General features: G+C 50.7%; 18 protein-coding genes. 4 read left to right on the forward strand and 14 right to left on the reverse strand.

What is annotated here, in order from left to right:
- Positions 1-15: 15 nt before the first annotated feature.
- The 3 genes from AC52PS_RS11605 to AC52PS_RS11615 form a co-directional block, all read right to left on the reverse strand.
- The gene (locus AC52PS_RS11605) at positions 16-816 is read right to left on the reverse strand and encodes an undecaprenyl-diphosphate phosphatase (RefSeq protein WP_495563232.1); all 801 of its coding nucleotides are present in this window, start codon (positions 814-816) and stop codon (positions 16-18) included.
- Positions 817-922: 106 nt separating this feature from the next.
- A complete protein-coding gene (locus AC52PS_RS11610; protein ID WP_495563233.1) occupies positions 923-3,397 on the reverse strand; it encodes a flagellar assembly lytic transglycosylase in 2,475 nt (824 codons plus the stop codon).
- A gap of 113 nt (positions 3,398-3,510) precedes the next feature.
- Positions 3,511-4,320: an Hsp70 family protein gene (locus AC52PS_RS11615; RefSeq protein WP_495563234.1), complete on the reverse strand. Its 810-nt coding sequence runs from the start codon at positions 4,318-4,320 to the stop codon at positions 3,511-3,513.
- Positions 4,321-4,403: 83 nt separating this feature from the next.
- Between AC52PS_RS11615 and AC52PS_RS11620 the strand changes: the two genes are divergently transcribed.
- Positions 4,404-5,774, forward strand: coding sequence for a tetratricopeptide repeat protein (locus AC52PS_RS11620; protein WP_495563235.1), 1,371 nt, complete (start codon positions 4,404-4,406; stop codon positions 5,772-5,774).
- Positions 5,775-5,778: 4 nt separating this feature from the next.
- Here AC52PS_RS11620 and AC52PS_RS11625 read toward each other — a convergent pair whose 3' ends face one another.
- From AC52PS_RS11625 to mnmE, 3 genes are all read right to left on the reverse strand, one after another.
- On the reverse strand, positions 5,779-6,600 hold the full coding sequence (locus AC52PS_RS11625) for a 16S rRNA (guanine(527)-N(7))-methyltransferase RsmG (protein WP_495563236.1): 822 nt from the start codon (positions 6,598-6,600) through the stop codon (positions 5,779-5,781).
- Complete coding sequence (gene mnmG / locus AC52PS_RS11630; RefSeq protein ID WP_495563237.1) at positions 6,597-8,531, reverse strand: tRNA uridine-5-carboxymethylaminomethyl(34) synthesis enzyme MnmG; 1,935 nt, start codon at positions 8,529-8,531, stop codon at positions 6,597-6,599. The genes AC52PS_RS11625 and mnmG overlap by 4 nt, the downstream gene beginning before the upstream one ends.
- 84 nt (positions 8,532-8,615) lie before the next feature.
- Complete coding sequence (mnmE, locus tag AC52PS_RS11635) at positions 8,616-10,022, reverse strand: tRNA uridine-5-carboxymethylaminomethyl(34) synthesis GTPase MnmE (RefSeq protein ID WP_495563238.1); 1,407 nt, start codon at positions 10,020-10,022, stop codon at positions 8,616-8,618.
- Between the two features lie 103 nt (positions 10,023-10,125).
- Between mnmE and AC52PS_RS11640 the strand changes: the two genes are divergently transcribed.
- Complete coding sequence (locus tag AC52PS_RS11640; RefSeq protein WP_495563239.1) at positions 10,126-10,593, forward strand: hypothetical protein; 468 nt, start codon at positions 10,126-10,128, stop codon at positions 10,591-10,593.
- Between the two features lie 88 nt (positions 10,594-10,681).
- On the opposite strand, the gene AC52PS_RS11645 is transcribed toward AC52PS_RS11640, so the two are convergent.
- The 6 genes from AC52PS_RS11645 to AC52PS_RS11670 all read right to left on the reverse strand — a co-directional run bounded on the left by AC52PS_RS11645 (position 10,682) and on the right by AC52PS_RS11670 (position 18,973).
- Complete coding sequence (locus tag AC52PS_RS11645) at positions 10,682-12,166, reverse strand: hypothetical protein (RefSeq protein WP_495563240.1); 1,485 nt, start codon at positions 12,164-12,166, stop codon at positions 10,682-10,684.
- A 112-nt stretch (positions 12,167-12,278) separates the two neighbouring features.
- Positions 12,279-12,914, reverse strand: a complete 636-nt coding sequence (locus AC52PS_RS11650; RefSeq protein ID WP_495563241.1) for a hypothetical protein — start codon at positions 12,912-12,914, stop codon at positions 12,279-12,281.
- Between the two features lie 10 nt (positions 12,915-12,924).
- Positions 12,925-14,250, reverse strand: a complete 1,326-nt coding sequence (locus AC52PS_RS11655; RefSeq protein ID WP_495563242.1) for a hypothetical protein — start codon at positions 14,248-14,250, stop codon at positions 12,925-12,927.
- A gap of 45 nt (positions 14,251-14,295) precedes the next feature.
- Complete coding sequence (locus AC52PS_RS11660) at positions 14,296-15,690, reverse strand: hypothetical protein (protein WP_495563243.1); 1,395 nt, start codon at positions 15,688-15,690, stop codon at positions 14,296-14,298.
- Between the two features lie 119 nt (positions 15,691-15,809).
- On the reverse strand, positions 15,810-17,768 hold the full coding sequence (locus AC52PS_RS11665) for a hypothetical protein (RefSeq protein WP_495563244.1): 1,959 nt from the start codon (positions 17,766-17,768) through the stop codon (positions 15,810-15,812).
- Positions 17,769-17,848: 80 nt separating this feature from the next.
- Complete coding sequence (locus AC52PS_RS11670; protein ID WP_495563245.1) at positions 17,849-18,973, reverse strand: ABC transporter substrate-binding protein; 1,125 nt, start codon at positions 18,971-18,973, stop codon at positions 17,849-17,851.
- Between the two features lie 57 nt (positions 18,974-19,030).
- Here AC52PS_RS11670 and AC52PS_RS11675 point away from each other — a divergent pair, with 57 nt between their 5' ends.
- Positions 19,031-20,743: a sensor histidine kinase gene (locus AC52PS_RS11675; RefSeq protein WP_495563246.1), complete on the forward strand. Its 1,713-nt coding sequence runs from the start codon at positions 19,031-19,033 to the stop codon at positions 20,741-20,743.
- Between the two features lie 21 nt (positions 20,744-20,764).
- Here the strand turns inward: AC52PS_RS11675 and AC52PS_RS11680 are convergent, their stop codons facing one another.
- Positions 20,765-21,133: a response regulator gene (locus AC52PS_RS11680; RefSeq protein ID WP_495563247.1), complete on the reverse strand. Its 369-nt coding sequence runs from the start codon at positions 21,131-21,133 to the stop codon at positions 20,765-20,767.
- Positions 21,134-21,289: 156 nt separating this feature from the next.
- On the opposite strand from AC52PS_RS11680, the gene alr reads away from it, so the two are divergent.
- Entirely contained in the window at positions 21,290-22,438 is a 1,149-nt protein-coding gene (alr, locus tag AC52PS_RS11685) for an alanine racemase (protein ID WP_495563248.1), read from the forward strand.
- Positions 22,439-22,602: 164 nt separating this feature from the next.
- Here alr and pepT read toward each other — a convergent pair whose 3' ends face one another.
- The gene (gene pepT, locus AC52PS_RS11690; RefSeq protein WP_495563249.1) at positions 22,603-23,856 is read right to left on the reverse strand and encodes a peptidase T; all 1,254 of its coding nucleotides are present in this window, start codon (positions 23,854-23,856) and stop codon (positions 22,603-22,605) included.
- Positions 23,857-23,864: the final 8 nt, after the last annotated feature.

Consider the following 23,864-nt stretch of genomic DNA (forward strand, 5'->3'; position numbering starts at 1 on the left):
CGAATCGCCGGATATTCAGAGAAATATTAATCCTGCAATACCAAGTGGAATGAGATACAGACTGAAGTAATACAGCTTGCCGCTGCGAACCAGTTTCATAAGGAGAATGAGGGAGGCAAGCCCGCTGAAAAACGCTGCCAGAATACCCAACATCAGGGGAATACCCCCGATACTGCTTTGCAGGTCGCCGAGTTCGGGAATTTTCAGCAGTGCTGCTCCAAGTATTGCCGGGATTGCCAGCAGAAAACTGAATTCCCCGGCTTCTTCCCGGTTCAGACCGGCGAATACCCCGGCAGAAATGGTAATACCCGAACGGCTGATTCCCGCAAATACACCCATCCCCTGGGCAACTCCGGTAATAATGCTTTCCCGGACCCCCAGCTCCCCGTACCCTTTGTTTCCCGGTTTTACCAGAGAACTGAAAATAAGAATTGCCGCGGTAACGATGAAAAGCAGTGAAACCAGCTTGATGTTAACAACAGGCTGAACGAATTGATCAATTCCAATACCCAGCACCGCGGTTATGAACGTTGCAATAAGCAGCATGAGGATGAGCTTGAGGTGCACCCGGTCATTTTCATCCGCTTTCCCGCCAGCCAGGTGAATCAGACTGAGTATCAATTTCCAAATCCGCTTTCGGAACACGATGATCACCGCAGCCAGGGTTGCCACATGCAGAAGTACATCAAAAAGAATAGAAACATCTTCGAACCCCCATATCCGTTTCAGCACAGCCAGATGACCTGAGCTGGAAACGGGCAAAAATTCGGTGAGTCCCTGAATGAGGCCGAAAGCGGCAGCCTGAATAGCAGTCATATAGTCTCCATTTGTAATTGATGTTTTCCCACAGACCCGGGGCTTCCAGGGCTTCCGTGGTTCCGGGGTTTCCGATGTTTCCGGGGCTTCCCAAGGTCCCGGGGAATCAGCGCTGGGGCCGGATCCGGGTAAACATTATGTTTTCCAGTAAATCCTGTTGCGGCTGTTCATACAATACCCGGTAGATCATCCAGCTTTCAATCACCCTGCGGGTATAGTTTCGGGTTTCTTCAAAAGGGATAAACGGTTGAAGAAGATATCCGGGCAAGAGATCAACGGGCAGATCTGCAATCCATCGGTCGACCCGTCCCTGGCCGGCATTATATGCAGCAAGGGTTTCCCAGATTGTGGAGAAACGGGTCTGGAGATATGCCAGGTAGTAGGCGGACATGCTGATATTATCCCGAGGACGGAAGAGTTCATAATTTTCCAGGCCCATTCTTCGGGCAATATCTTCCCCGGTTTCGGGAATGATCTGCCCCAGTCCCAGCGCACCGGCGTGACTGCCCGCCAGTTGATTAAAGCGGCTCTCTTCCCGAATCAACGCCTGCAGCAGGAGCGGATCCACTGCGTTTTGCCTGCCGGAAACCTCCACTTCAGAGGGAAAGCTCAGGGGAAAAAGAAGCTTCAACAGCTCATCTTCTCCTCCTGCCGCGGCGATCCAGGGTTGAAGACCGTGGGCGTACATCACGCTGCGATTGAGAGCGGTCTCCAGAACCAGCATGCCCTGGTACCACTTACCTCCGCTGTACGCGGTTCGCACACTGCTCAGCAGCTGCTGATGATCGGGGACGAATCCCGGATCAGCGGCAGACAGGTACGCTGCAGCCTGGGGGTACATTCCGAAGCGGAGAAATCCGCCGAGATGCTCGAGATTTCGGCGTAGCTCCCGGTCCTCCAATTCACCGGTCACTATCTGACTCACATCATATGGTACGCTTCTGGTGTGGGGAAAAAGAAGTCTCATAAACTCCCCGGACCGGATGCCGCTTTCCAGTCCGACGGACTCCCCGGCCCCTGGTGCCGGTGGAGCAAACGAGGCAATGAGTCCACTGTACAGAGGCAGGGGAGAATCATTGGCCATATCTGAGAGACGAGCAACCGCCGCCTGAGGGGGGATAGTGTATACGCCCCGTGCAGCGGCATACTCAAGAACTGCAAGAGCAGGAATGCCGTACCGGAGCTGCAGGTCCCGGGGAAGGATATTCACCAGTGAATTCACCCGGTCCCACCTGCCCTCCTGAAGCAGTCTGCTGATATATTCGTCACCGATATCAAAAAAGTATTCGCCGTGACGCACCCAGCTCCAGGGGCGGACCAGATCATCCACGGTCACATCGCTGCGTTGCTGAAGGCTGTCTATCCAGCGCCACAGCATCCGTTCTCTCAGCAGGGAAAGGCGGATAACCGGGTCTGCGCCCCGGTATGCGGCCCCGGTTTCCTCCCGGAGCGAGACGGCTGCAGCATGAATTTCTTTTGCGTGAAAAAACAAGGGTTCAAGGATTGAGGATGCTTCGGCTGCCTGTCCGAGTTCTAAAAGGATCCGGGCCCGGTATTCCCCGTACACCAATCCCATCTCATGAACCGCAAAACCCTCGGTGAGGGGAGATCCGGAGCGGTAAGAAAGCCGTTCTGTAAATTCCTCAAGCACATTGAGAGCAGATCTCAGAGCTTCCCCGGTGTCAGGATTTCGCCGGGCGGCGGAAGAACGGGCGAGATCCAAGGCGGCGGAAAAATAATCGGCCGTCACCCCTTCATCCGGTCTCTCCATACCATAGTTGAGCACCCGTTCCCCCCCATCCTCAAGAAGGGGAGTCAATATCTCCAGTACCTCACGGGATTCCCCCCTGAGAGCAAGGGTCTTGGCCCTCAGCCAAGGTTCTATGGAGGGGGGGACTCCCCGGCGGGGAAAACGCTTTTCAAGAATATCCAGTACCCGGCCATGACCCAGGCGGGCGTCGGAAATAAACAGATAGGGTGTGAGAAGCTCTTCCAGCTCTTCATAGTCGGCGGTGAAGGCTGCCAATATGCTGCGGTAGTAGAGAAAGCTGTGGGAGGTTCCCCCGGCCTGGTGGGGCAATGCATTCAGTTCATCCATGGCCTGGTCGGGACGGTTGAGTTGGATAAGACTCTCGTAGCGGTGGGTGTAGATCCATCCGTACTCCTGGGGAGATGGAGGTTTCCGGCGGAGTAAACCGTCGCTTATCCGCACAATCTCTGTATATTCCGAATTTTGAAGGAGCAATTCGAACAGGGAACGGAGTGCGGGAAACCCATACAGCTCCTCCCCGTTTTCCCATTCCAGGAGGTAGAGCATGCGAGCGGCATCTTCCTTCCCGGAGTCCTGAAATAGCTGCCCCAAATACCAACCTGCTCCGGGACTGCTGGAAGCCGCAGAACGCAAATCATCGGGGTCGAGGCTGAGATTATCCAGCATCCCGGGCCCCTGGCTGTGGAGCTGACGGGAAAATTCCACCGCATCCATTCCCCAAAGTGTGGAGGAAGAGCTGCATGATAAAAGAAGGAAGGAAAACAGCATCACTGAAAAAACCAGAACCAGCTTTTGCCGTATACGGGTCATACCCCGGCAAGTGGTGATTAATCGGCAGCTTGGAACCAGCTTTTCCCGCATACGGGTCATACCCCCGTTTGAAGTCACATGGCTGTATGAACAGGTATTTTTACATGTTTGGTTCACAGTTTGCCGTCTGTCCTTAGGGCGGAATCCTGCCCGCCAGACTGAACGGTTCTCACCACTGCCCCGTTCACATGATCGGTATAGGCTTCAAGGGGTGGAACCGGCTCACCTTTCATCAGACTGAAAATCAGAAAACTCAATCCGATGAGAGCCGCGGTGAATATGAGAACAAGGGCGGCCAGTACTCCGGGGCGGATTCCCTTCCTGGTTTCAACAAAATGATTTTCATTGTCGAACCCCTCTTCATCTTCCCCGTAAGAATTTCCCGAATCCTGCTCATTATCAAAACTCTGTTCAGAACCTTCATCGAAATATTCACCGAAGCCGTCATCCTGTTCAGACGTGTCCAGAACTCCTCCCCGAACAGCGGCCTCCCGATGAAGCGCTTCCATATCTTCCTTATCACCGATAAAGTCGCCGGGTTCCGGAAGAGAAAGTTCATCATCTGGATGAAAATCCTGATTGCTGAATATATTCTCCTCATCCGGAATACTGTTCAACATTATTTCCCGGGTAGTGCCGCCCTTTTCATCACGGGCAGATATATTCAGCTTCCCGTCATCCTGGGCGTCGATGGAGATGGATATCTCCTGTTCATTAACTGAATCCGCCGGTGCAAGCTGATTGAGATCCAATCTGCCGATGGGCCGGGGATCGGAAAACGACTGATCTTCCGCATGATAAAAAAGCACATGCACCGAATTCTGGTGTTCATGCGCCGGTGTGAGAATAAAACGCTTCCGAGCATGGCTTGATTCATCCAGCACCGGATAATATGTGCCGTCCGCAAGTCGGATACCTATCATATCTGCCCCCTGGTAGACAGTACATATTGTATGTTTGTTGCCTTTTCTTGACAAGTATTGCTTCTCTACAGAATAATGAACACATGAACCTGTTTCCCCTGCTCATTGCCGGAATTGCCGTGCTTCTTCTCAGTCTTGTTGCCGTGGTGATTTTTACCCGCACCGGTGGTGACAGGGAAGAAAAACCCGCCAAAAAGAAGAAGTCCAAGAATCGGGACCAACAAATACGCGAAGCCAACAAGCGCCTGGCGTCTAACCCCAAAGACCATGAAGCGCTCTCCACCATCGCGGATATTTATTTTAACGATCAGCAATGGGAGAAGGCTCACCGGTCCTATGCAATGCTGATTGAGATGGCAAGCAGTCATCCGGATATAGATGAGAAAACGGTAAACCTGCGCTATGCCTTGTCGGCGTATCATCTGGGAATGACTGAAGAAGCCTACAAGGGACTACTGTTGGCAAGAACCTTCGATTCAGAACTCTTTGAAATCAACTACCATCTGGGTGTCATTGAATATAAACGGAAAAACTATGAGAAGTCCGCGGGCTACCTGAATAATGCGGTTAAAACCAACCCGGAACACCTGGACAGCAATAAATATCTGGGGCTCTCCCTGTTCCGCCTGAAACGGCTCAACGATTCGGTCTCAAAGCTGAGAACTGTGGTTACCGAAAGGCCTGATGAGAAGGAATCGCTGTATTTTCTCGCACAAGGCTATTACGAGCTGGGTCAGAGCGAGAAATCGGTGAAAATATTCGAGCAATTGCGCCCCGACCCGGTTTTCGGCCCCCATGCGGCGATCATGGCCGGAAGCATCCACCTGAAACAGGAACAGCTTGAAAAGGCTCAAATGGATTTTGAAATCGGTCTGAGGCATGAAAAAATCAAGCCTGAACTTCGAATGGAGCTGAAATACCGTCTGGCAGCAGCGCTCATGAAGCAGCAACTGGTGGGTGATGCCCTGGCTCATCTACAGGATATTTACAAGGCGAACCCAGATTACAAGGATGTGGCCGCTCAGATTAAGCGCAGCAGTGAACTTTCACAGAACGAACATCTCCAGACATATCTCATGGCCAACGATGCGGATTTCGTCGCCCTCTGCCGAAGACTTTCGGCCATGTACTTCAAAAATGCGAATACTAAAATCACGGATATTCAGGTACGTAAGGGTGAGTACGCGGATATTCTGGCTGAAGTGGAAACAAGTACATGGGCGGATATCGTTCTCTTCCGATTTGTCCGAACCACCGGCGTGGTGGGAGAATTTGTCCTGAGGGACCTTCATTCCCGGATTAAAGAAACCAAAGCCGGTCGGGGATTCTGTATTTGTGCAGGAAGTTTCTCGGAAACCGCACAGAGTTTTGTGGAAGCCCGGTTTATCGACCTGGTGAATAAACCAGGTCTGTTAAAATCCATGCAGCGCCTTTCCCGCAAGACACGGATGTAAGAACTTAAACTGCCCGGGCAATCAGCATATGCCGTTCACCGTCCAGCTCCGGAACCTGCAAGTGGCTTACACCAAGATCCCCCCTCCGTGAAAGCAGCTGTTGAAGTCTTGCCCGCAAATCATCATTGCCGGTGGATAATCCTGTTAGATCATGCAGTGCAGCGGACAGCTGGGACCCCAGATCCTTCTCCAGACTTTCCCGCCTTCCCTTGTATGCAAGAATCACCCCATCTTCAGACAGTAATGAGCGCTGAAACTTCAACTCCGCGGAATCTAGCGGAGAGTACGCCCGGGAGGTTATGATCTGGAAACCGGGTGCAAGCTCAGCACTGTTGATCTGATGTATGCGCACACTGTCTTTCAGCCCCAAAAGCGCCACCGCATTTTTGAGGAAGCCGCATCTGCGCTGCTGCTTTTCCACAAGATGAACAGAGAGTTGAGCAGAAGCATTTCCGGAATGAAGAAAGTGCTTGGCCCATAGGGCAATAATCAGGCCGGGTAAGCCTGATCCGCTGCCCAGATCTGCCAGATTCACAGTACCGGTTATACCCGCTTTCTGATGCGTAAAAATATATTCTAGGCTATATGCAAGAATGTGCAGTCCCGCCGCAGAATCAAGAACGTGTCGGGATACAATTTCCCGTTCATCTCCCTCAATCAATCCGAGACGGGGATTCCAGAGAAGAATTTCATCGATGTAGCGGATCAGATCTTCGCTGAACCCCAAAAATTCCGGTGAGTCGGGATCGGAAGTCCTGCCTTCCGGGTAAGTAAGCCGGCACGCCTGAAGCCCTCGCCTGAGGAGCTGACGGTTATCATCTTTCATGAGTCGATCTTGCTGCTGTTCAGCAGGTCCTGGCTCAGAGCTTTTTGTTCCGAGCTTTGTCCCGGCCTCCGGGCCACCGCAACCATGAGTATTGCAATATCGGAGTTTCTCACCCCGCTGATTCTGCCGGCCTGCCCGATGGAGAGGGGTTTCACTTCCCGGAATTTCTCCCGGGCCTCATTGGACAGGCCCATAACTCCGCCGTAATCGAAATCCCCGGGGATCTTCAGTTGTTCCATCTTGTTGAACCGAAGAATCTGTTCTTCCTGTCGTGCCACGTACCCCTCATACTTAATATCTATTTCCACTTGACGGATCCAGTCCACCGGCCTGTTTTCCAGTAGTTTGGGATCGATTTTCACCAGATCTTCTATGGAAGTGGAAGGGTTCTTCAGCATCTGCATGAATGTTTTTCCCGGCAGTCTGTTCACATGCTGGCGATTGTCACCCAGAACCTCCATTGCCGTATCCAGCTCCTTCTCGGAGAGTCGTCTTCCAGCCAACAGCTGTTTAATCTCTTCCAACCCCTTCTGTTTTTCCAGAAAACTCTCCCAGCGTGAGCGCTCATGAAGACCGATATCCCAACCGATTTTATACAGCCGCATATCGGATGAATCATGTCTGAGGCTGATGCGGTGCTCTGCCCGGGAGGTGAACATCCGATACGGTTCCTTGGTCCCCAGAGTCACCAGGTCATCTATAAGCACTCCGATATATGCCTCTGCCCGGGATAAAATCAGCTGCTCCCGTCCCTGGATGCTCAGCGAGGCATTGATACCCGCAATCAGCCCCTGGGCCGCCGCCTCTTCATACCCGCTGGTGCCGTTGGTTTGACCGGCAATATAGAGACCGGTGCAAAGCTTGGCCTCCAGGGTGGGAAATAATTGACTGGGATCGATATAATCATATTCAACCGCATACCCCGGCCTCATAATCACTGCATTTTCCAGGCCAGGGATGCTGTGGATAAACTTCTCCTGAACATCCTCAGGAAGAGATGATGAAATACCATTGAGATACATCTCCTTGGTTTCCATGCCTTCAGGTTCCACAAAGATCTGATGCCTGTTTCGCTGGGGGAATTTCACCACCTTGTCTTCAATGGAGGGACAGTAGCGGGGACCGATTCCTTCAATGGCACCGGAAAAGAGGGGGGAACGGTGCATGTTCTCATTGATAATACGGTGAGTTTCATCGCTGGTAAACGTGATGTAGCAGGGTTCATTGGGGCGTCCCACATCATCCCCTGAAAAGGAGAAGGAGAGCATTTCATCGTCTCCGAACTGAACGTCCATCTTATCCAAATCCAGACTGTCTTTGTGCACCCTGGCCGGAGTTCCGGTTTTCATCCGCCCCATCCGGAAACCCAGATCCTTCAGGGGGTTTTCCAGACCCCGGGCATTGGGCTCCCCGATACGTCCCGACTCCATATTGAATTCACCAATATAGATTTTCCCATTCAGAAATGTTCCGGTTGTGAGCACCACTTTTTTGGCTGTAAACCGCCGTCCCCGCTCGGTCACCACCCCGCGAATCTCCGGATTGTCACCCTCGTATATGAGATCCACAACCGTATCCATGAAAATATCCAGATTGTCCTGCATCTCGAGGGTTTTCTTGGCTTCCACCTGGTAACGTATCTTGTCCGCCTGGGCCCGGGGGGCTTGAACGGACGGACCTTTCCGGCGGTTAAGCACCCGGTACTGGATCATGGTTTTATCGATAAGACGCCCCATTTCTCCCCCAAGGGCATCGATCTCCCGGACCATATTTCCCTTGGCAAGGCCGCCCACCGCTGGATTGCAGGACAGTTTACCTATGGTGTCAAGATTCTGGGTGATCATGAGGGTCTGAAACCCCAGGCGAGCGGGCACCAGACTGGCTTCAATTCCTGCATGACCTCCGCCTACTACTATTACATCAAAATCCATGTATTACCTCTTCAATGAAACTCTGTCAGGAGTATCATTTGTAATGATCCTGACTTTAAGGAATAACCAAGCCACAGAGATAGCTTATTTTCCCACACAAAAGCCGGAGAAAACCCTGTCCAGGATGTCCTCCGAACTCACCTCTCCGGTAATTTGCCCAAGGGCCTGTATGGACCTCTGGAGATCCATGGCAATAATATCCAGGGGCTGGTCAGCTTCCATGCTGTTCATGGCCAGCTCAAGCCCCTCAAGGGATTCCTCTATCAGCTGCTTCTGCCGCAGAGAATCGATTACCAGATCGCCGTCACCGGCAAGCCGCTCACCCTGCAGCAACGAATCCAATATGGCCTGCTGCACCTGCTCAAACCCTTCTGAACTGATCATTGAGAGGGGATAAAATCCCTCCGGCGCAGGGGCGCATTGGGGAAGATCGGTTTTTGTCCAGATTTTCACACAGGGAAGTTTCAGTTCACCGATTCTCTCCAACTGCTCATCATCATAAGCTTGAGCGGATTTGTCGGAATTAGAACCGTCAACAAGATACAGGATGAGGCTGGAATTTTCAATCACCTGACCGCTTCTGCGGATACCTTCTTTTTCAATAATTTCATCCACATCCCGGAGACCGGCGGTATCGTAGAGGGAAAGAGGAATACCGTCCAACACTACCGGTGCCTGAATGTAATCCCTGGTGGTTCCGTGAATATGGGACACAATGGAGCGGTCCTCTTTCAAAAATAGGTTAAACATGCTGGATTTACCCGCATTGGTTTGTCCCGCCAATGCGACTTTGGCCCCCTCCTGGTACAGTCTGCCGCTGCGGTAGCTGCTTACCAGACGCCTGAGTCCTTTTGCAGCATCCCCTAGCGTATCCCGGGGAATGAGCGAATGAACATACCCGCTGTCGTCATCCTCCTCCGGCAGTTCATCATCCGGATAATCCAGTTGCACACTGACTGCAGCCATAATATCAACCAGCTGGCTCTTCACCCGGTCTATCTCCTCAAACACTCTTCCCGAAAGACGGTTAAGGGCAAGACTCTGGGCCTTTCGGCTCTGGGATGTGACGATTTCGTGAACCGCCTCCGCCCGGGTAAGGTCCATTTTCCCGTGTATAAATGCCCTGAGACTAAACTCTCCCGGTTCAGCCTGACGGAATCCTAAAGTAAATAGAAGTTCCATGATTTTCTGGATGCCGGGAATACTACCGTGACAGTAAATTTCCGCACTCTCCTCCCCGGTGTAACTCCTGGGTGCCCGAAATACGCCAACAGTTACCTCATCCACCCTCCGGGAGAAATCGTACTGAAGCCAGCCGTAAACAATAGAATGGCCGTCGGCCTCAAGCAGTGCATCCGGACGGGAGAACCCTCTGCTCAGAGCCTGGAGGGTTCCGTCACCGCTTGTTCGTATTACCGCAAGGGCACTTTCTCCCAAAGGGGTTGCCAAGGCGGCAATCCGGTCGTCCTGCATGATCCCGTGTATATTCATGTCATGTAAGATAGCAAGGCTGGGCTGATATGTCAGCCGTATCCAGCCCTATCTTCTCCGTTCTGATCTTGTGCATGTGATTCACCACGGATTACAATGGGGTATGGGTCAATTAGAAATTGAAAAGCAGTATATGCTGGATCTTTTGAAAGAGAAAAACCGCCGGGAAAAACAGCTGAATGGCATGAAGAATGAAATACAAACGTGGAGAGATCGTCTCGCCCTGGCAAAACAGCATGAGCGCCCTGACCTGATCTCCGCAGCGGAGGAAAAGCTGGCTGAACTGGAGGCACGCTTACCCGGACTGGAAAACTCCTTTTATGCAATGGATCGGGAAATTAAGGATGCGAAACACCGGCTTAAAGATGCACAGATAGACGATGAGCGGGGTCTGAACCGGGCGGAAACCGACGCCCTGGTGGCCGGCCTTGAAAGCGCCGCAGGTTTCAGCCCCGGGGACCCCAATAATCCGGAATCACGCATGGACTCCGAATCCCGCAGAATGGATGCAGAGCTGAAAGATGCGGAACTGGACGATGAGCTTGAACAGTTACGGAAAAAGTTGAAGTAGTTCCCCGTTCACCCAACTCTTGTTCACCCAACTCCCGTTCTTCTCATTACCGTTCAGTTTCCGCGCTGTGGGTGAATCATTCCCATGTTCAGCGTAGACTATTGAGCATTCTGGCGGCAAGGTCGCTGCCCAGATTGGCAAATGCGCTTGATATGGCCCGGGAGCTGCTGGCACCCCGGCTGTTTTTCGTGGACTCAAGAGTGGCAATAATGCGGTTATTGCTCAGATCCACAGCGGTCACACTTCCCTGAACCCGGACGATAAACCCGTCCCGTTCATCCACCTCAACAATCCGGGCGCTCCCGAAAATCACCCGTTGTACATCCGGATCAACGCTGTTTCTTACCCGGGAAAGGAACTCGTCCCGTGAACCGCCCAGTTCAAGGGCCTCTGCGAAGTCTTCGTCCATGGACCGTAAATCGCTTACGCTGAAGCCGGCGCTGCTGAGCTCCTGAATGAACCCGTCATGCACCGAACTGCTGGCTATATCGTTCCCCGCAATATCAAATTCCTGAATAAATACCGCGGTGGGTATCTCCGAAGCCCGGGAGACCACTTCATATTCAAAGCGTACCCGAATATCCGCCGCAATATCTTCCATCGCAGTGAACTGGGGACTGTCGTCCAGTCCAGCCTGGCGCAGATTTTCCAATACCGGATCCGCATCAAGGTAGAAACTGATAAACTGACGCCCGATAATTCCGGGATTACTGATCTGGTAACTGAGAATTCCCGATTCGTCACTGCTCACCGTCTCCCGGACCTGGCGCCCCCGGTTATTCACCGATTCACGGTAGGAAACCACAAAGGGCATTGGGCCTCCGCCTCTCCCGCGGTCATCCAGGACCTGAATTCTGAATGGGCGCTGCTGGGCCTCTCCCAGGATCAGAGTGTCGGGACCGTCCAGGAGACTCAGTTCCATGTTACCAAGCACTCTCTGGGCATTCTGGAGGTTCCGCTCCAGTTTTACTTCGCTGTTGCGAATTTCACTGCTTGAAGCTGCAACCGCCGCGTCCGCATAATAGCGGAACGATTCAAAAAGCCGACCGGCTGACTCTGCCTGCTCGCCCTTTCGCTCGGGGACGGCAACCGCATCCCGGCGCTCCTCAAGAAGAGCCTCACGGCGTCTGCGTTCGCTTACCAGTTCGCTCCGATCATAGGAGGCCAATACGTAGACGGTAACCCCGCTGTCGGTCTGAATTACATATCGGTCCACAATTCTGAGCCCGCTTATCCGGCCTTCAGCCTGTTGCTGAACCGACTGAACAACCTCCGCTTCATAGCTTTCCATGGTTCCACGGGCCTGGGCGTCGCTGATCATGGAAATATCCACGCCCAGTACGCGATTGATTTCACCCAGCAGATTCAGAGCCGCGGCCTCCTCGGCATCCGCAAGATTTCCGCTGTCGCTCCCTGCACTCACCACAAAATATTCATTGTTCTCGTCCGACTGCGGCGGTGAAATAACCCACTGGGGTAGATCCCTGGTAAGGCCACTGCCCCCGGCGCAGGCGGCGAGACTGAGCATCAGTGCGCTGAGAATGATGAAAGAAATTGACCTGGAAATATTCATGTAGCACCTCGAAAAAAGATAGCCCGCGGCGTGGGGCTGAATGGGCCTCCGCCGCGGACAACAAATAAATACGTAAAGCTATGGCTGTATCAGAAAAAATATCGGGTCGGAATTAAAGGCCTTCCTCGAAAATCTCTCTCACCCGTTCCTTTGCAGTCTGCTCTTCTTCCGTATCCGCTGACTGTCCGGAAATTGCTTCCTGGATAAGCCGGTCAACTTCATCCTGTTCAATGGTAAACAGGCTGTAGTATACATATTCTTGCTCATCGGTTTCGTTATCCACCCGGAGAATCCAGAAATCGTCATACTTGCGGTACCCGCTGATTCTGGCATCGGCCAGTACCTTCACGGTATTTTCAAAGTAGGTTTCAACAAAATCGTTATCCCCTACTTCAGCACCGGCAAATTTCTGCTGAACCCTGATATTAATCTCCCGGGCTATGGCTGCGCCGGCATCCAGGTTATCGGCAAGGGTCTTAATACCGTTGAGATCCTGCCCGATTCTTTCAAAGCGATACAGGTAGCGTTCTTCAAACCGATCCTGCTGCTCCAGAGCTCCAATGGCAGTATAGGTCCAATCGGGGATGGGGCCTCCCAGCTGTGTGTTCTTGTGTTCAATAACCGTATAGGGTGATCGAACCTCTTCCAGCTCCTCAGCCTGTTCTGTGGGCTGAGGCCTGCTTGCACAGGATACCAGCACGGCGGCCAATATCACGGCGATAATACAAAGGTTGATACGGGATTTCATTAATTTCCTCCTAAGGCAATAAGCCTGTATCAAACGTCATGGATTTGCCTCTGGTCAACACCAGAGAAAGGTATTCCATACCGGGTGTGCGGTCTGCAACCCGGTATATAAGGTCTTCAACTTCATCTTTGCGTCCGTAATAATATATCGCATATCTCGTTTCTTCCCCGGTCTGGGATAAAGTTTCAAGATCTTCAACTTCGCCCCGAAGCTCTCTGCGGAAGCTGCTCATCAGCCGGGAGTCCGAACTGTTAATAAACGTCACGTTATAGCGGATACCGTCACTGATCTCTTCATTCATCCGCACCCTGCTCTGTTCGGCCATATAGGGCATGGCCTGGTATACGGAGCTTTGCAGAGCATTGGATAACGCATCCTCTGTTCCCGTAGCACTGTAGGTTTCCGGACTGGTATAGGGTATTGAACCTAGCAATGCTCCCGTGGAAGTCTCATACATTTTCATGGTGATAATTGCCTTTCCGTAATGGGATCCGGATTGGCTGCGGGCAGTGAGGGATGCATCAATCTCAACATAGACGTCTGCGTCCAGCCTCTGGGCAATCCATTGCAGCAGAGAAATGCTTCCTCCGGTCTGCTCTTCATACAACAACTCAGCGTCGGCTTTTAGGTCCTCTATTTGTTCAGAATCCACAACCCGGTAACCATTGTTTGCCAGCCACGCATTCGCCTGGGTAACGGCTGTTTTCATGAGAAACGGATCAGTATCTCCCTCATCACTGAAATACACCATATAGGTCATATCTTCCAAAAACCGGCGGACAAACTGCCGCTCTTCGACGGAGGCTCCATCTTCAGAAGATGCATCGCTCCCGGCAGTCTCATCGGAATCGGTTTTCGTATCCGTAGTATTGTTGCGTGAAACTTCATCCCCACCAGAATCATTATCTGCAGTTGACGATCTGTCGGGATTGGAAGTTATACCATGGGTATCTAAAACACTCCGTACCGCGTCCATCCGCACCCTAATGCGGATTTCATAGAGCATATCCATGGCGTCTATGCTCCCCATGTTCTCCTTTCGCAGGGTTTCCATGCTCTCCGGATATACAAAGCGGTTCGGATTGGAGCTGGAATACAGTACCTCATTCAGCAATGAAGATTGGGCCTGTTCAGCGGGTCCGCCGATCATTTGAATAACCGCGTTTCGCACCGCATCCATTTTTGCTTTGTTCATTGCCGATAGCAGGCTTTCATCCCGGCCCTGACCGGGGAACACATCGCTCCCCCCCTGCACCGCTGTTCCTGTTCCGGCACATGAGCTCAGCAATATGATCATTGTGAGTAGCACGGCTGCCGTTCTGTATATGTTTTTCATAACCATCCTCTCGAACTATTACGTGGTTGTAATTGCGCCTTCATATCAGCGAATCCGGACTCCCGCTCCAAGACTGATTCCGGAAATCGGATTGGATTGAAACCCGAATTGGAGTTCATAGCCCCCTTCCAGGTACAGTTCCACATTGTCGCCTGCACTGGGCATCAAATAGGAAAGTCCCGAAACCAGGCCGGTCTTTAGCGCTTTCAATGCGAAATCCTCACCTTCTTCGAAGGGAATCTGTCCCACTATTCCTAAATACGCGTGGGGTGTAAGACGGAGGCGGCGAAGGAATAAATTGTATTCCGCACCCACATTGAGACTTATGGGAAGTCCTACCAATTCTCCGGCGGTGCTGGTGTCCGAAAGAACAATCTCCAGCCCCGCCACCGGACGGAAGGCATAAAATCCCCGGCTTGGGGCGGCACGGGCGCCGAAGGATATGCTGGAGATGCTTTGGCTCCCCAAATCAAAAATACCTGCAACATAGCCGGTCACATCAAACCCGATTCTGGGAATCTCCTTGATCTGATCCCCGGCTACGATCCGTTCCTTTTCATACATCACCGAAGCAATGGAAAATTCCTGATTCACCTCCCGGATCCGCAGAAGCCCCACCCGTTCATCAAAAACTTTGCCGCCAAGGTCGCGGATTCTGGTAACCTCATATTCATCACCCACCCGTATACCCATATTTCTTCCGAATTCAAGAATGATTCTGCCGGCTCTGCGCTCAAGAATTGCGGATTTAAGCCTGAACTGTTCAATGGAGCGGATTTCAAATTCCAATTGGTCGGAAATATCCTCCACAGCCAGACGCATAGCTTCCTGCTTGTCATCTGAATACCCGGTGGATTCCACTGAAAATTCCCCAATGCTGCTGTAATCTTCAACATTGAAGATGCTGAAAGATGTTACTATAGTTGCCTCATAGAGGCTTACATCGCCGATATCAATATTATAGTAGGTGACCTCGGGGACAACCATGATGAACGAATTGATAATCCGGTTCAAATCGGATTCGGTAAAGGCTTCCTGCCCAAGACGTACCGCCTCAGGAATTTCGACGCCCTGCTGGCGATAATCCTGGATTGCAGAGATAAAATCCTGCACATTGGCCGTGCTCACCCGCTGGGGCATTGTAATAATGTTAAAGCGCCCGAGGTTCTGGAAAACCTGTCTGATTCCTGCATCCACGGCCCCGATGCTATTGCGGAAGATCCGGTCAGTCTCCATATTTCCGCTGCTGTTCAACTCCAGCTCAAGGGATGTTTTACCGATCTGAGCCTTGATACTCAGCGAATCGCCCTGCCTCTCCACCGGAGCTCCGTAATAATTCACACGGAAAATTGACAGGTCCTGTTTCTCCGATATTTCTTGAGAGTAGACTCCCATTGCCAAAATGCAAAAGACGGCACACAGTGCGATCAACTTTTTCATGCGGATTCCTGTTTGAAATTAATATACATATAAATGGAATAGTAGCGGCGGCGATGCGCGTTTTCAACATATGGAGCTACAGTTTTTTGAAAAAGTGAATGCGCTGGTAAACTTCCGGTTTAGAAGCCCTCAAAAACCCGATCCACCAGCTCATCGGCGGTGTTGGTGGCTTGGACAGAATCAAGTCTGATCTGAAGTTGTGCCGCACTTTGTCGGTTAATATACAACCGGTAGATTCCACCGGAATTCACTGGAATATTCAACGCGTTTTCTTCTACTCCGGGAATTACAAGGGAGAGAAGATCATCTTTTTGTGAGAGGGTAAAATCGAAAGAATTTTTCGGGGCCGGAATGTTCATCATGGGAACCCCTTCAACCCGTATTTCTCCATTCCCGCTCAAGCTGAATACCGATGATGCGGATTCCCGATCATCGGCAGACGGGAGCTGCAGCAGTTCCAGATCGGTTGCCAGGAGGGAGTCGTCATCATGAAATTCCGCAGATACATTTACCAGATATTCATCGAGGGCAAACCCCGGAAGCTCAACCCAGGCAGCGGGAGGCAGCACCAGATAGCCATCCTGTACATAAGCCTGATCGGAGTAGCTGATCGCGTTATTCACGGATGATGCAAATTCGAATCCTTCGGCGAACAATATAAAGTTGCCGTACTTTTTCCTGAGTATCATCTGAAAGAGACTCTCAAGGTCCGAACTCTCGGCAAGGGGAGTTAATTCGAGCAGTGAAGCTCCAGGTCCAATGCGCCCCTCTTTCTGAGAACCGGGTATTGTACCGCCGTTTTCAACATCACCGGCAGGCTCCGATATCTCTATGTCAAAATCTTCAAAATACAGCAATTCACCGTACAACAGTTTATCAGCCGAAGAGACCAGCAGTGTGAGATGACGGTCGCTTTCCAGAATATCGATATTCAATGCGGTTGAGCGGGAACTGACCGCCCGTTCTATTCGAACAACGGTCTTAAGGTATTCCCCTTTGGAATTCTGCAGAGTTTGAGAGCTTTCCTGTGATGTTTCGGTATCGGTAGATGATGGAAAATAATGAATATTTAATAGAAGATCTTCTCCCTCTGAAATTGCTTCAAGCCCCAGCCTTCCGTCAGACAGGCTGAAGAGCGGCGATTCTGAATCTGAGGAATCTTCTTCGCTGCCGTCCGTTTCTTCCCCGGTCCGGGCCACAGTGGGGTCCTCACCGCGGGTGGAGGAAGAAAAAGTCAATTGTATCCCCGAGGCAACCCGGGCATTGGTATAGAAAAAAGGAGATGAACCGGAAGGAAGTGAGTTTTCTTCGGTTATCCGGCGTACACCCTGGGGACTTTCATTATTACTCGGTTGGATTACCAGCATTTCCAAAGTCTGGTGAATGGTCGACCGGCTATCCTCACTGATTCTGCTGTCAAACCAGGGATACAGATCAAGTCTCAGGTCATATACTCCGCCATCTTCCGGTGCGGTGAGCTCAAACTCTATGCTGGATGTTCTTGAACCGGATGTTTCAGACAGGCCCTCATATACCACATTTCCGTCCAGGCGGAATTGCAGATAGGGTGACAGCGAAGCAGCAGACCCGATTTCCACCAGAACTTTTACCGTTTCACCTGGTGCGGCAGAATGGGGGCTGACAGTAACCTGACGAATTTCGGTGGTGTCTCCCCCGTAGAAAAACCAGCTTTCTTCCTCATGGAGAAATTCACCTTCAAGAAAGAATTCAAGAATGAGACCGTACACCCTGCCTTCGGACAGCTCAAGACCGGACAATTCCAGATCGGGGAGCGCAGGAAAATCCGGGGTGCCCCGGGAGAATTCCTCCTCGTGGATGACCGTTCCCAGCTCGTCTTCAATTCTCAGGCGGATAAGATCCGGCTCTTCACTGCTCCTGTCGGTGTTGACCGATATGGGAATGCGGCCACCCGCCTTCACAAACGATGCAGGCTGTATGGTATCCACAGAAATACTGCTCTCCCCGGAGCCGGTCATAAAGAAAGAACCGGTATCACATCCGGCAAAAACCAGTATTGAGAGGAGAATAGTGATGGAAAACGGCTGCAGCTTTTTCATATGTTTTTCCAACTATAATATAGCACGGATACAGCAAAAAGCCAAAGAGCCCAACAATTCGTTGAATCCAGAAAACGGCTTCAGGGAGATGTGGTGTTCAGCGGAGTAATTTCGCCGTTTTCATATTTATATGCATTGAGGCCATAACTGCAATCCCCGTTATCATCGATAACGTATTGCAAAAGCTCTCCCTGAAACAGTCGGGTGTCCAGAATGTAGCGTTTCAAATCAGCCGGATCAATTGAATCTGCCCGATTCACCGCTTCACCGAGAATCTTCATGGTATCGTAGCTTACAAGTGCCTGATATGTGGGTTCTTCCCCGAACCGCTCAGTGTATCTGAGGGAGAAATTCATGTATGCAGGATTCTCCGAGAGAGGACTTCCTTCGGGGAGAAAAAACCGGCTGCCGTTTATCGACTCACCTCCGTTTTCCACCAATTCAGGAGACACAGACCAGGGGGAGAGGAGCCGCAAATATTTTTCTTCATCCAGATGTTGGAGCAACACTGCCGCATCCAGAGGACTCATAATAAAAACAATTACATCCGAATTTGTCTCCCTGACTTTTCCGGCAATTGTACGATACACACGCTGGGTATCAGCTGGCATGCCGACTCTGTAGAACTCAGCCTGGTCAATTGGGCCAAAGCCTTCTTGAAACCCCTTAATCAGGGAATCTGAATAATCCCTGTTGTTGTCATCTGTTATGAAGCAAATCCTGGAACCGTTGACCTCTGCTGCGTGGGTTCCGAGACGGAACCCGTACTGCCTTGAGGTTAGGGCGGTACGAATAAAATTATCATCAATTCCATAAACAGTATCGGAGGATACACTTGGAGATATGAACAGACCATCTCTTCCAGAAACCGCTCCCTGCGCGGCCAGCCATGATCTGCTGGTTACAGCCGCAAAGATCAGAGAGATATTCTGATCGAAAAAATCATTGATAATTTCAGGCATGTGCTTCCAGTTGCTCTCATTGTCTCTCACCACCAGATTGAAGTCCACTACACCTGATTCCCTCATTTCTTCAACAGCAAGGAGTGCACCATTCCGTGATGTGATTAATAGGGGAGAATATATGCCGGTAATACTGCCTACGTACCCAACATCCACCGACTGTATTCCGTTGCATGATGTCAGAAAAAACACAAACAGCGATGCAATCAGCGATAAAACTTGGCAGCTCCGAATTTTAGCCACGATCATATCCTTAAAAAATTGTTAATCCGCTTTCAGTCTATTAGTATGGTGATAGAGATGCAAACTGGAAAAAGGCAATTCAGCAGACATATGAGCTCACTCTTCTTCGGCTTCGTCGTTTTTATTATGGTAGGTTCAACCACCGCCTCGGTGATAACCCATCAAAACTACCGGAAAAATATTACCAGCCAAATACAGAACATGATGTCTGTTTTATCTCAGAGTGTGGATAATTTTTTTCATGAACCGGAGCAGCACTTAATTAAAGTGCGGGATCATATCGAGGAGTATCATGCGACCCCTGAAGTCGAGGATGAGAATTGTTTCATTCTGGATGTGGTTCATCTCATTGACGGATTCGATTCATTTTACCTGCTTGATGAAAACGGCATCGTATTAAACACATGGCCGTATGATCCAGATATTAAAAACATCGACCTTTCAAACCAAAACTTTTTTTCTCGTGCTTCCAGGCATGGAGACGTCCATTGGTCCAATTCCTTTATAAATATCCGCAACGGATATCCCACAATTGCTCTTTCCATCCAAAGCAACTTGGGGCTTGTGGCGGCCTATTATAATCTTCAAGAACTCAGCGATTTTGTTTCTGTTGATTTTTCAAACCCCGATTCATTTGTGGCTATTCTTGAACGGAACGGAAGCATCGTTGCACATAATAATTCACGTATTGCCATACAATCCGAAAACCTCAGAAATTTAGACAGCGTGAAAAGAGCAATTAATGGTGAGTTCGGTCTTTTTATTGAACCATACAATGGCTCGAAGTGGCTTATCAGCATTCAGGAGGCAGCCCACAGCGGGTTTCTTATAACAGTTTTCCGTCCGTACGACGCAATATACGGCCAAATCAGAACATTGGAATATGTGCACCTATCGAGCCTGATTTTTGCATTGGTATTGCTAAGCGCCATTATGTACAGATACATGAATCGGGCATTTAAAAATTTGCATGATTTAATGAATGCAATTCAGCTTGCAAGCGACGGATATTACCAGGAGGCTGCTTCATCCCAGTATGTGGAATTTGAACTGCTCTCGAAAAATTTCGGAAACATGGTTCAGAAGGTAGCAGAAAGAGAAGAACAGCTGAAACAGTCAATAGGAGAGAAAGACACACTTCTCAGGGAACTCTACCACAGAACAAAAAATAATATGCAGGTCATTCTCGGCCTGATGAAACTCTATGCTAATGATCATCATACTTACAGCACCCAGGAGATTCTGGATCGCATAGCATCCAAAATTTATGCCATTGCACTGGTCCACCAAAAGCTATACCAATCAGCAGATTTGTCAAATATTCGGCTTCAAGAATACATAGAGGAACTCAGTGATATTTTAATCCGGACATTCGCTCCGGGTTCTCCACACATTTCCCATACTGTTAATTGCGGAGAGATCCGACTTCTTATCGACTATGCAGTGCCATGCGGGATTATTCTCAATGAGCTCATAACCAATTCGATGAAATACGCTTTTGATTTCACCCCAGATTCGGATGCAGGAGAACAGCCGGAGATCCGTATTGATGCACAAATTACCCAGAACGCAAACATATTAATCAGATATTCAGACAATGGAAGGGGACTTAATAAGACCGAAGCCAAAGCTGGAGAAAATACACTCGGCCTTGAACTTGTGAAAAGTATCGCCGAATTTCAGCTCAATGGAAATTTTACCATAGAAGATGGTCCGGGGTACCGCTGTTCAATTAGATTTCCAATAACCGCATACAGCTCAAGGATATAGCACTTCGGGAATTTATCCGTTCTATACAGCTTCATTGATATAGCGGATAATTTTTTTCATATGAATCGGCTTCTCACAGACCGCTAACGTATTCATACTATGAATTCTGGGAAGCATGCCGGAGAGGTCGTACCCGCTGATAAATATAAACTGGGCTGGGTATTCGATGCTCAGTTTTTCTGCTGTTTCAAGACCGTCCAGGCTCCCGGAAAGGCGTATATCCATGATAATAATCCCCGGCTTGTTTTCGGCGGCAATCTCGATGGCCTTCCTTCCTGAAGACGCTACACCGCACACAGGTATACCCGCCTTTTTTAATTCAAGTTGTATCAGCATGGCATTAATCGCTTCATCTTCTACAATTAACACGCTGGTGTGATTAACTGGCATGATTCATATCCTTTCCCGTAAGGTACAACAGTACTATATATATAAAATATAACCCGGAACACAATTAATCCATGCACTCTTCGGGGCGGTATAAGAAACTCCTGCATTGCCGGTTTCATATTGCAGGCAGTCTTCTGGAACGATACACTGAACGGTATGACACAGACCAGGGCAATCATCAATCTTTCAAATTTCCGGCATAATATTTCACTCCTGCAGGCCCAGGCGGGCTCCAGACCCCTCTGCCTGGCAGTTAAGGCCAACGCATACGGACACGGCGCCCCACGGATTGCCCGGGAGGCGGAGAGCTGCGGTATCCGGCATTTGGGAGTTGCGAGGATTTCCGAAGCAGTGGAGCTGCGGAAATCGGGCATCAGCTCACGGATTTTCCTGTTCAGCATCGCCGATTGCGGTGAGGAGGAGGTGCTATTCAGGGAAAACATCGAACCATTTGTAAGTGACCTGGAATATTTCCGCCTCCTGTGTGACTTCAGGGAGCGGCTGCTCAACCAAGGTGATTCTGGAGATGAGGTTCCGGTTTTACCCCTCCATATTAAAACCGATACCGGAATGGGAAGGCTGGGATGCCCCCCGGAGGATGTGCCGGAACTGGCCCGGGCGATTGCAGAACACCCGGGATTCCGTCTCGCCGGTTTGGCCACCCACTTCCCCTTAAGCGACAATCCTGAAGACCGTCTTGCAGCAAAGCAGGCGGAAATTCTGAAAGAAACTGCAGAGCGTCTGGACACTATGGGTATGCCTGTGGAATTTGTTCACGGCGCTAATTCGGGAGGAATTCTGTTTCACAACAATGACGGCAGCAATATGATGAGACCGGGAATCGCAGCATATGGATACGTCCCGGACTCGGCTTTTGCCCATGAGCTTTTGCGTCGAAATATGGAACTGAAACCGGTCATGGAACTGCGGGCTCCGGTAAGCTTCGTAAAGAGCGTCCCCCCGGGCACATCCATCTCCTACGGACACACATGGACAAGTCGGCGGGAGAGCTGGATTGCCACCGTGAATGCAGGCTATGCGGACGGGTATCCGCGGATTGTCTCCAACAATGCCACCATTCTGATTGACGGGCGGGAACTTCCCCAGGTCGGCAGAATCTGCATGGATCAGTGTATGGCGGACTGCGGTCCCGGCACCCCGGTGAAGCGTTACAGTGATGCGGTGCTCTTCGGATATACCCCTGGAGCGGAAACCGCCTCAACCCTGGCCGACAAAGCGGGCACCATCGCATACGAAATTACCTGCGGAATCACTTCCCGGGTGCGGCGGGTCTATGTTGAATAGCAGATTAAATAGCAGCGGCTGCGGATACCCCGCCGCACTGATGTTCCGCCAGTTCTATATCTGCTATTCATCTAATCTTCATCTGCAGTTGCGGAGGTGACGGATGCCCCGCCCCCCGGTTGCGCTGCTGCAGTTTCCCCTTTCTTAAATATCTTGTTCCGGCTTCACGCCGACCATCGCTGAATAATATTCAGCACTACCTTGGATGCCCGGACCATTGCCCGCAGCCCCACCCATTCAAAACGGCTGTGAAAATTCAGCCCTCCGGCGAATATATTAGGGGTTGGAAATCCCATTTCGGACAAACGGGCACCGTCAGTACCTCCCCGGATGCTTTTCTGCACCGGTTCCATGCCGGTATCGCGGATGGCCTCCTCCAGGGTTTCCAAAACCCAGGGAGAATCTTCAAGAAACTGCTTTAAATTGAGATAGCGCTGGGTTGTCTCAATTTTCACCTTACTGCCGGGGAATTTCATTTCCACAGTTTTAGCTAGCTGTTCAAGATAGGCGATCCGCCTCCGGATCTCATCCATACTGAAATCCCTGATGAAAATTCCCAGTTTTGCAGACTCCATGGTGCCGCTGATTTCCCTGAGGGCGTAGAAACCGAAATCTCCGTCGGTGGCCTCTGGAGTTTCCTGGCCGGGAAGCATGGCTGCAAAATGGGATGCCATGGCAATGGCATTCACCATTTCACCCCTGGCATAGCCGGGGTGAATCATGACTCCGGTAAACTCAAGATCAATTGCAAAGGCGTTGAAGCACTGGGCGTTGTAACTGCCTTCCGTATCCCCGTCCAGCGTGAAGCCGAACCGGGAACGGACCGTATTCCCGGGAAACTGCACCGTGCCCTTCCCGATCTCTTCGTCCGGTGTGAAAACCACCTCAACATCGCCGTGGCTTATATCCGGATGCTCCATGAGATACTCAAGGGCGGTCATGATTTCCGCAATTCCGGCTTTATCATCGGCACCCAAAAGGGTATTCCCGTCTGTGGTAATTACCGTATCCCCCAGGTAGTCTCCCAATAAGGGATTCTCCCGGGGATCCAGCTGATACTCATCGTTCAGGCGTATTACTCCGCCGTCGTAGTTCCGGTGAATCTGAGGATTTACATTCTCGCCGGAGAAATCCGGGGCGGTATCAAGATGGGCCAGAAACATTACCGGAGCAGCCTCCGTTTTGATATTTGCGGGCAGGCGTCCCACCAGGTTGCAATATTGGGTAAGCTCAACCTCTCTGACTCCCAGCTCCTTCAGCTCTTTTTCCAAAAGCCGGGCCAGATCCCATTGACGCTCAGTGCTGGGCGTACCCTCTCCGTGTGGATCGCTGGTGGTGTATACCTTGGCGTAACGCACAAAGCGTTCCAACAAGCGCTCTTCAAACCATTCTCTATCCAGGTCTATGTTCTGCAGCATGATATTTT

It is taken from the genome of Salinispira sp. (genome assembly GCF_059431795.1).

Coding starts and splice junctions, on each gene's coding strand:
- AC52PS_RS11605 (WP_495563232.1), bottom strand. CDS start 816: ATGACTGCTATTCAGGCTGCCGCTTTCGGCCTCATTCAGGGACTCACC.
- AC52PS_RS11625 (WP_495563236.1), bottom strand. CDS start 6,600: ATGAAAGATGATAACCGTCAGCTCCTCAGGCGAGGGCTTCAGGCGTGC.
- AC52PS_RS11660 (WP_495563243.1), bottom strand. CDS start 15,690: ATGAAAAAGTTGATCGCACTGTGTGCCGTCTTTTGCATTTTGGCAATG.
- AC52PS_RS11650 (WP_495563241.1), bottom strand. CDS start 12,914: ATGAAATCCCGTATCAACCTTTGTATTATCGCCGTGATATTGGCCGCC.
- alr (WP_495563248.1), top strand. CDS start 21,290: ATGACACAGACCAGGGCAATCATCAATCTTTCAAATTTCCGGCATAAT.
- pepT (WP_495563249.1), bottom strand. CDS start 23,856: ATGCTGCAGAACATAGACCTGGATAGAGAATGGTTTGAAGAGCGCTTG.
- AC52PS_RS11665 (WP_495563244.1), bottom strand. CDS start 17,768: ATGAAAAAGCTGCAGCCGTTTTCCATCACTATTCTCCTCTCAATACTG.
- AC52PS_RS11675 (WP_495563246.1), top strand. CDS start 19,031: ATGCAAACTGGAAAAAGGCAATTCAGCAGACATATGAGCTCACTCTTC.
- AC52PS_RS11645 (WP_495563240.1), bottom strand. CDS start 12,166: ATGAATATTTCCAGGTCAATTTCTTTCATCATTCTCAGCGCACTGATG.
- AC52PS_RS11620 (WP_495563235.1), top strand. CDS start 4,404: ATGAACCTGTTTCCCCTGCTCATTGCCGGAATTGCCGTGCTTCTTCTC.
- AC52PS_RS11640 (WP_495563239.1), top strand. CDS start 10,126: ATGGGTCAATTAGAAATTGAAAAGCAGTATATGCTGGATCTTTTGAAA.
- AC52PS_RS11610 (WP_495563233.1), bottom strand. CDS start 3,397: ATGACCCGTATACGGCAAAAGCTGGTTCTGGTTTTTTCAGTGATGCTG.
- AC52PS_RS11615 (WP_495563234.1), bottom strand. CDS start 4,320: ATGATAGGTATCCGACTTGCGGACGGCACATATTATCCGGTGCTGGAT.
- mnmE (WP_495563238.1), bottom strand. CDS start 10,022: ATGAATATACACGGGATCATGCAGGACGACCGGATTGCCGCCTTGGCA.
- AC52PS_RS11655 (WP_495563242.1), bottom strand. CDS start 14,250: ATGAAAAACATATACAGAACGGCAGCCGTGCTACTCACAATGATCATA.
- AC52PS_RS11680 (WP_495563247.1), bottom strand. CDS start 21,133: ATGCCAGTTAATCACACCAGCGTGTTAATTGTAGAAGATGAAGCGATT.
- mnmG (WP_495563237.1), bottom strand. CDS start 8,531: ATGGATTTTGATGTAATAGTAGTAGGCGGAGGTCATGCAGGAATTGAA.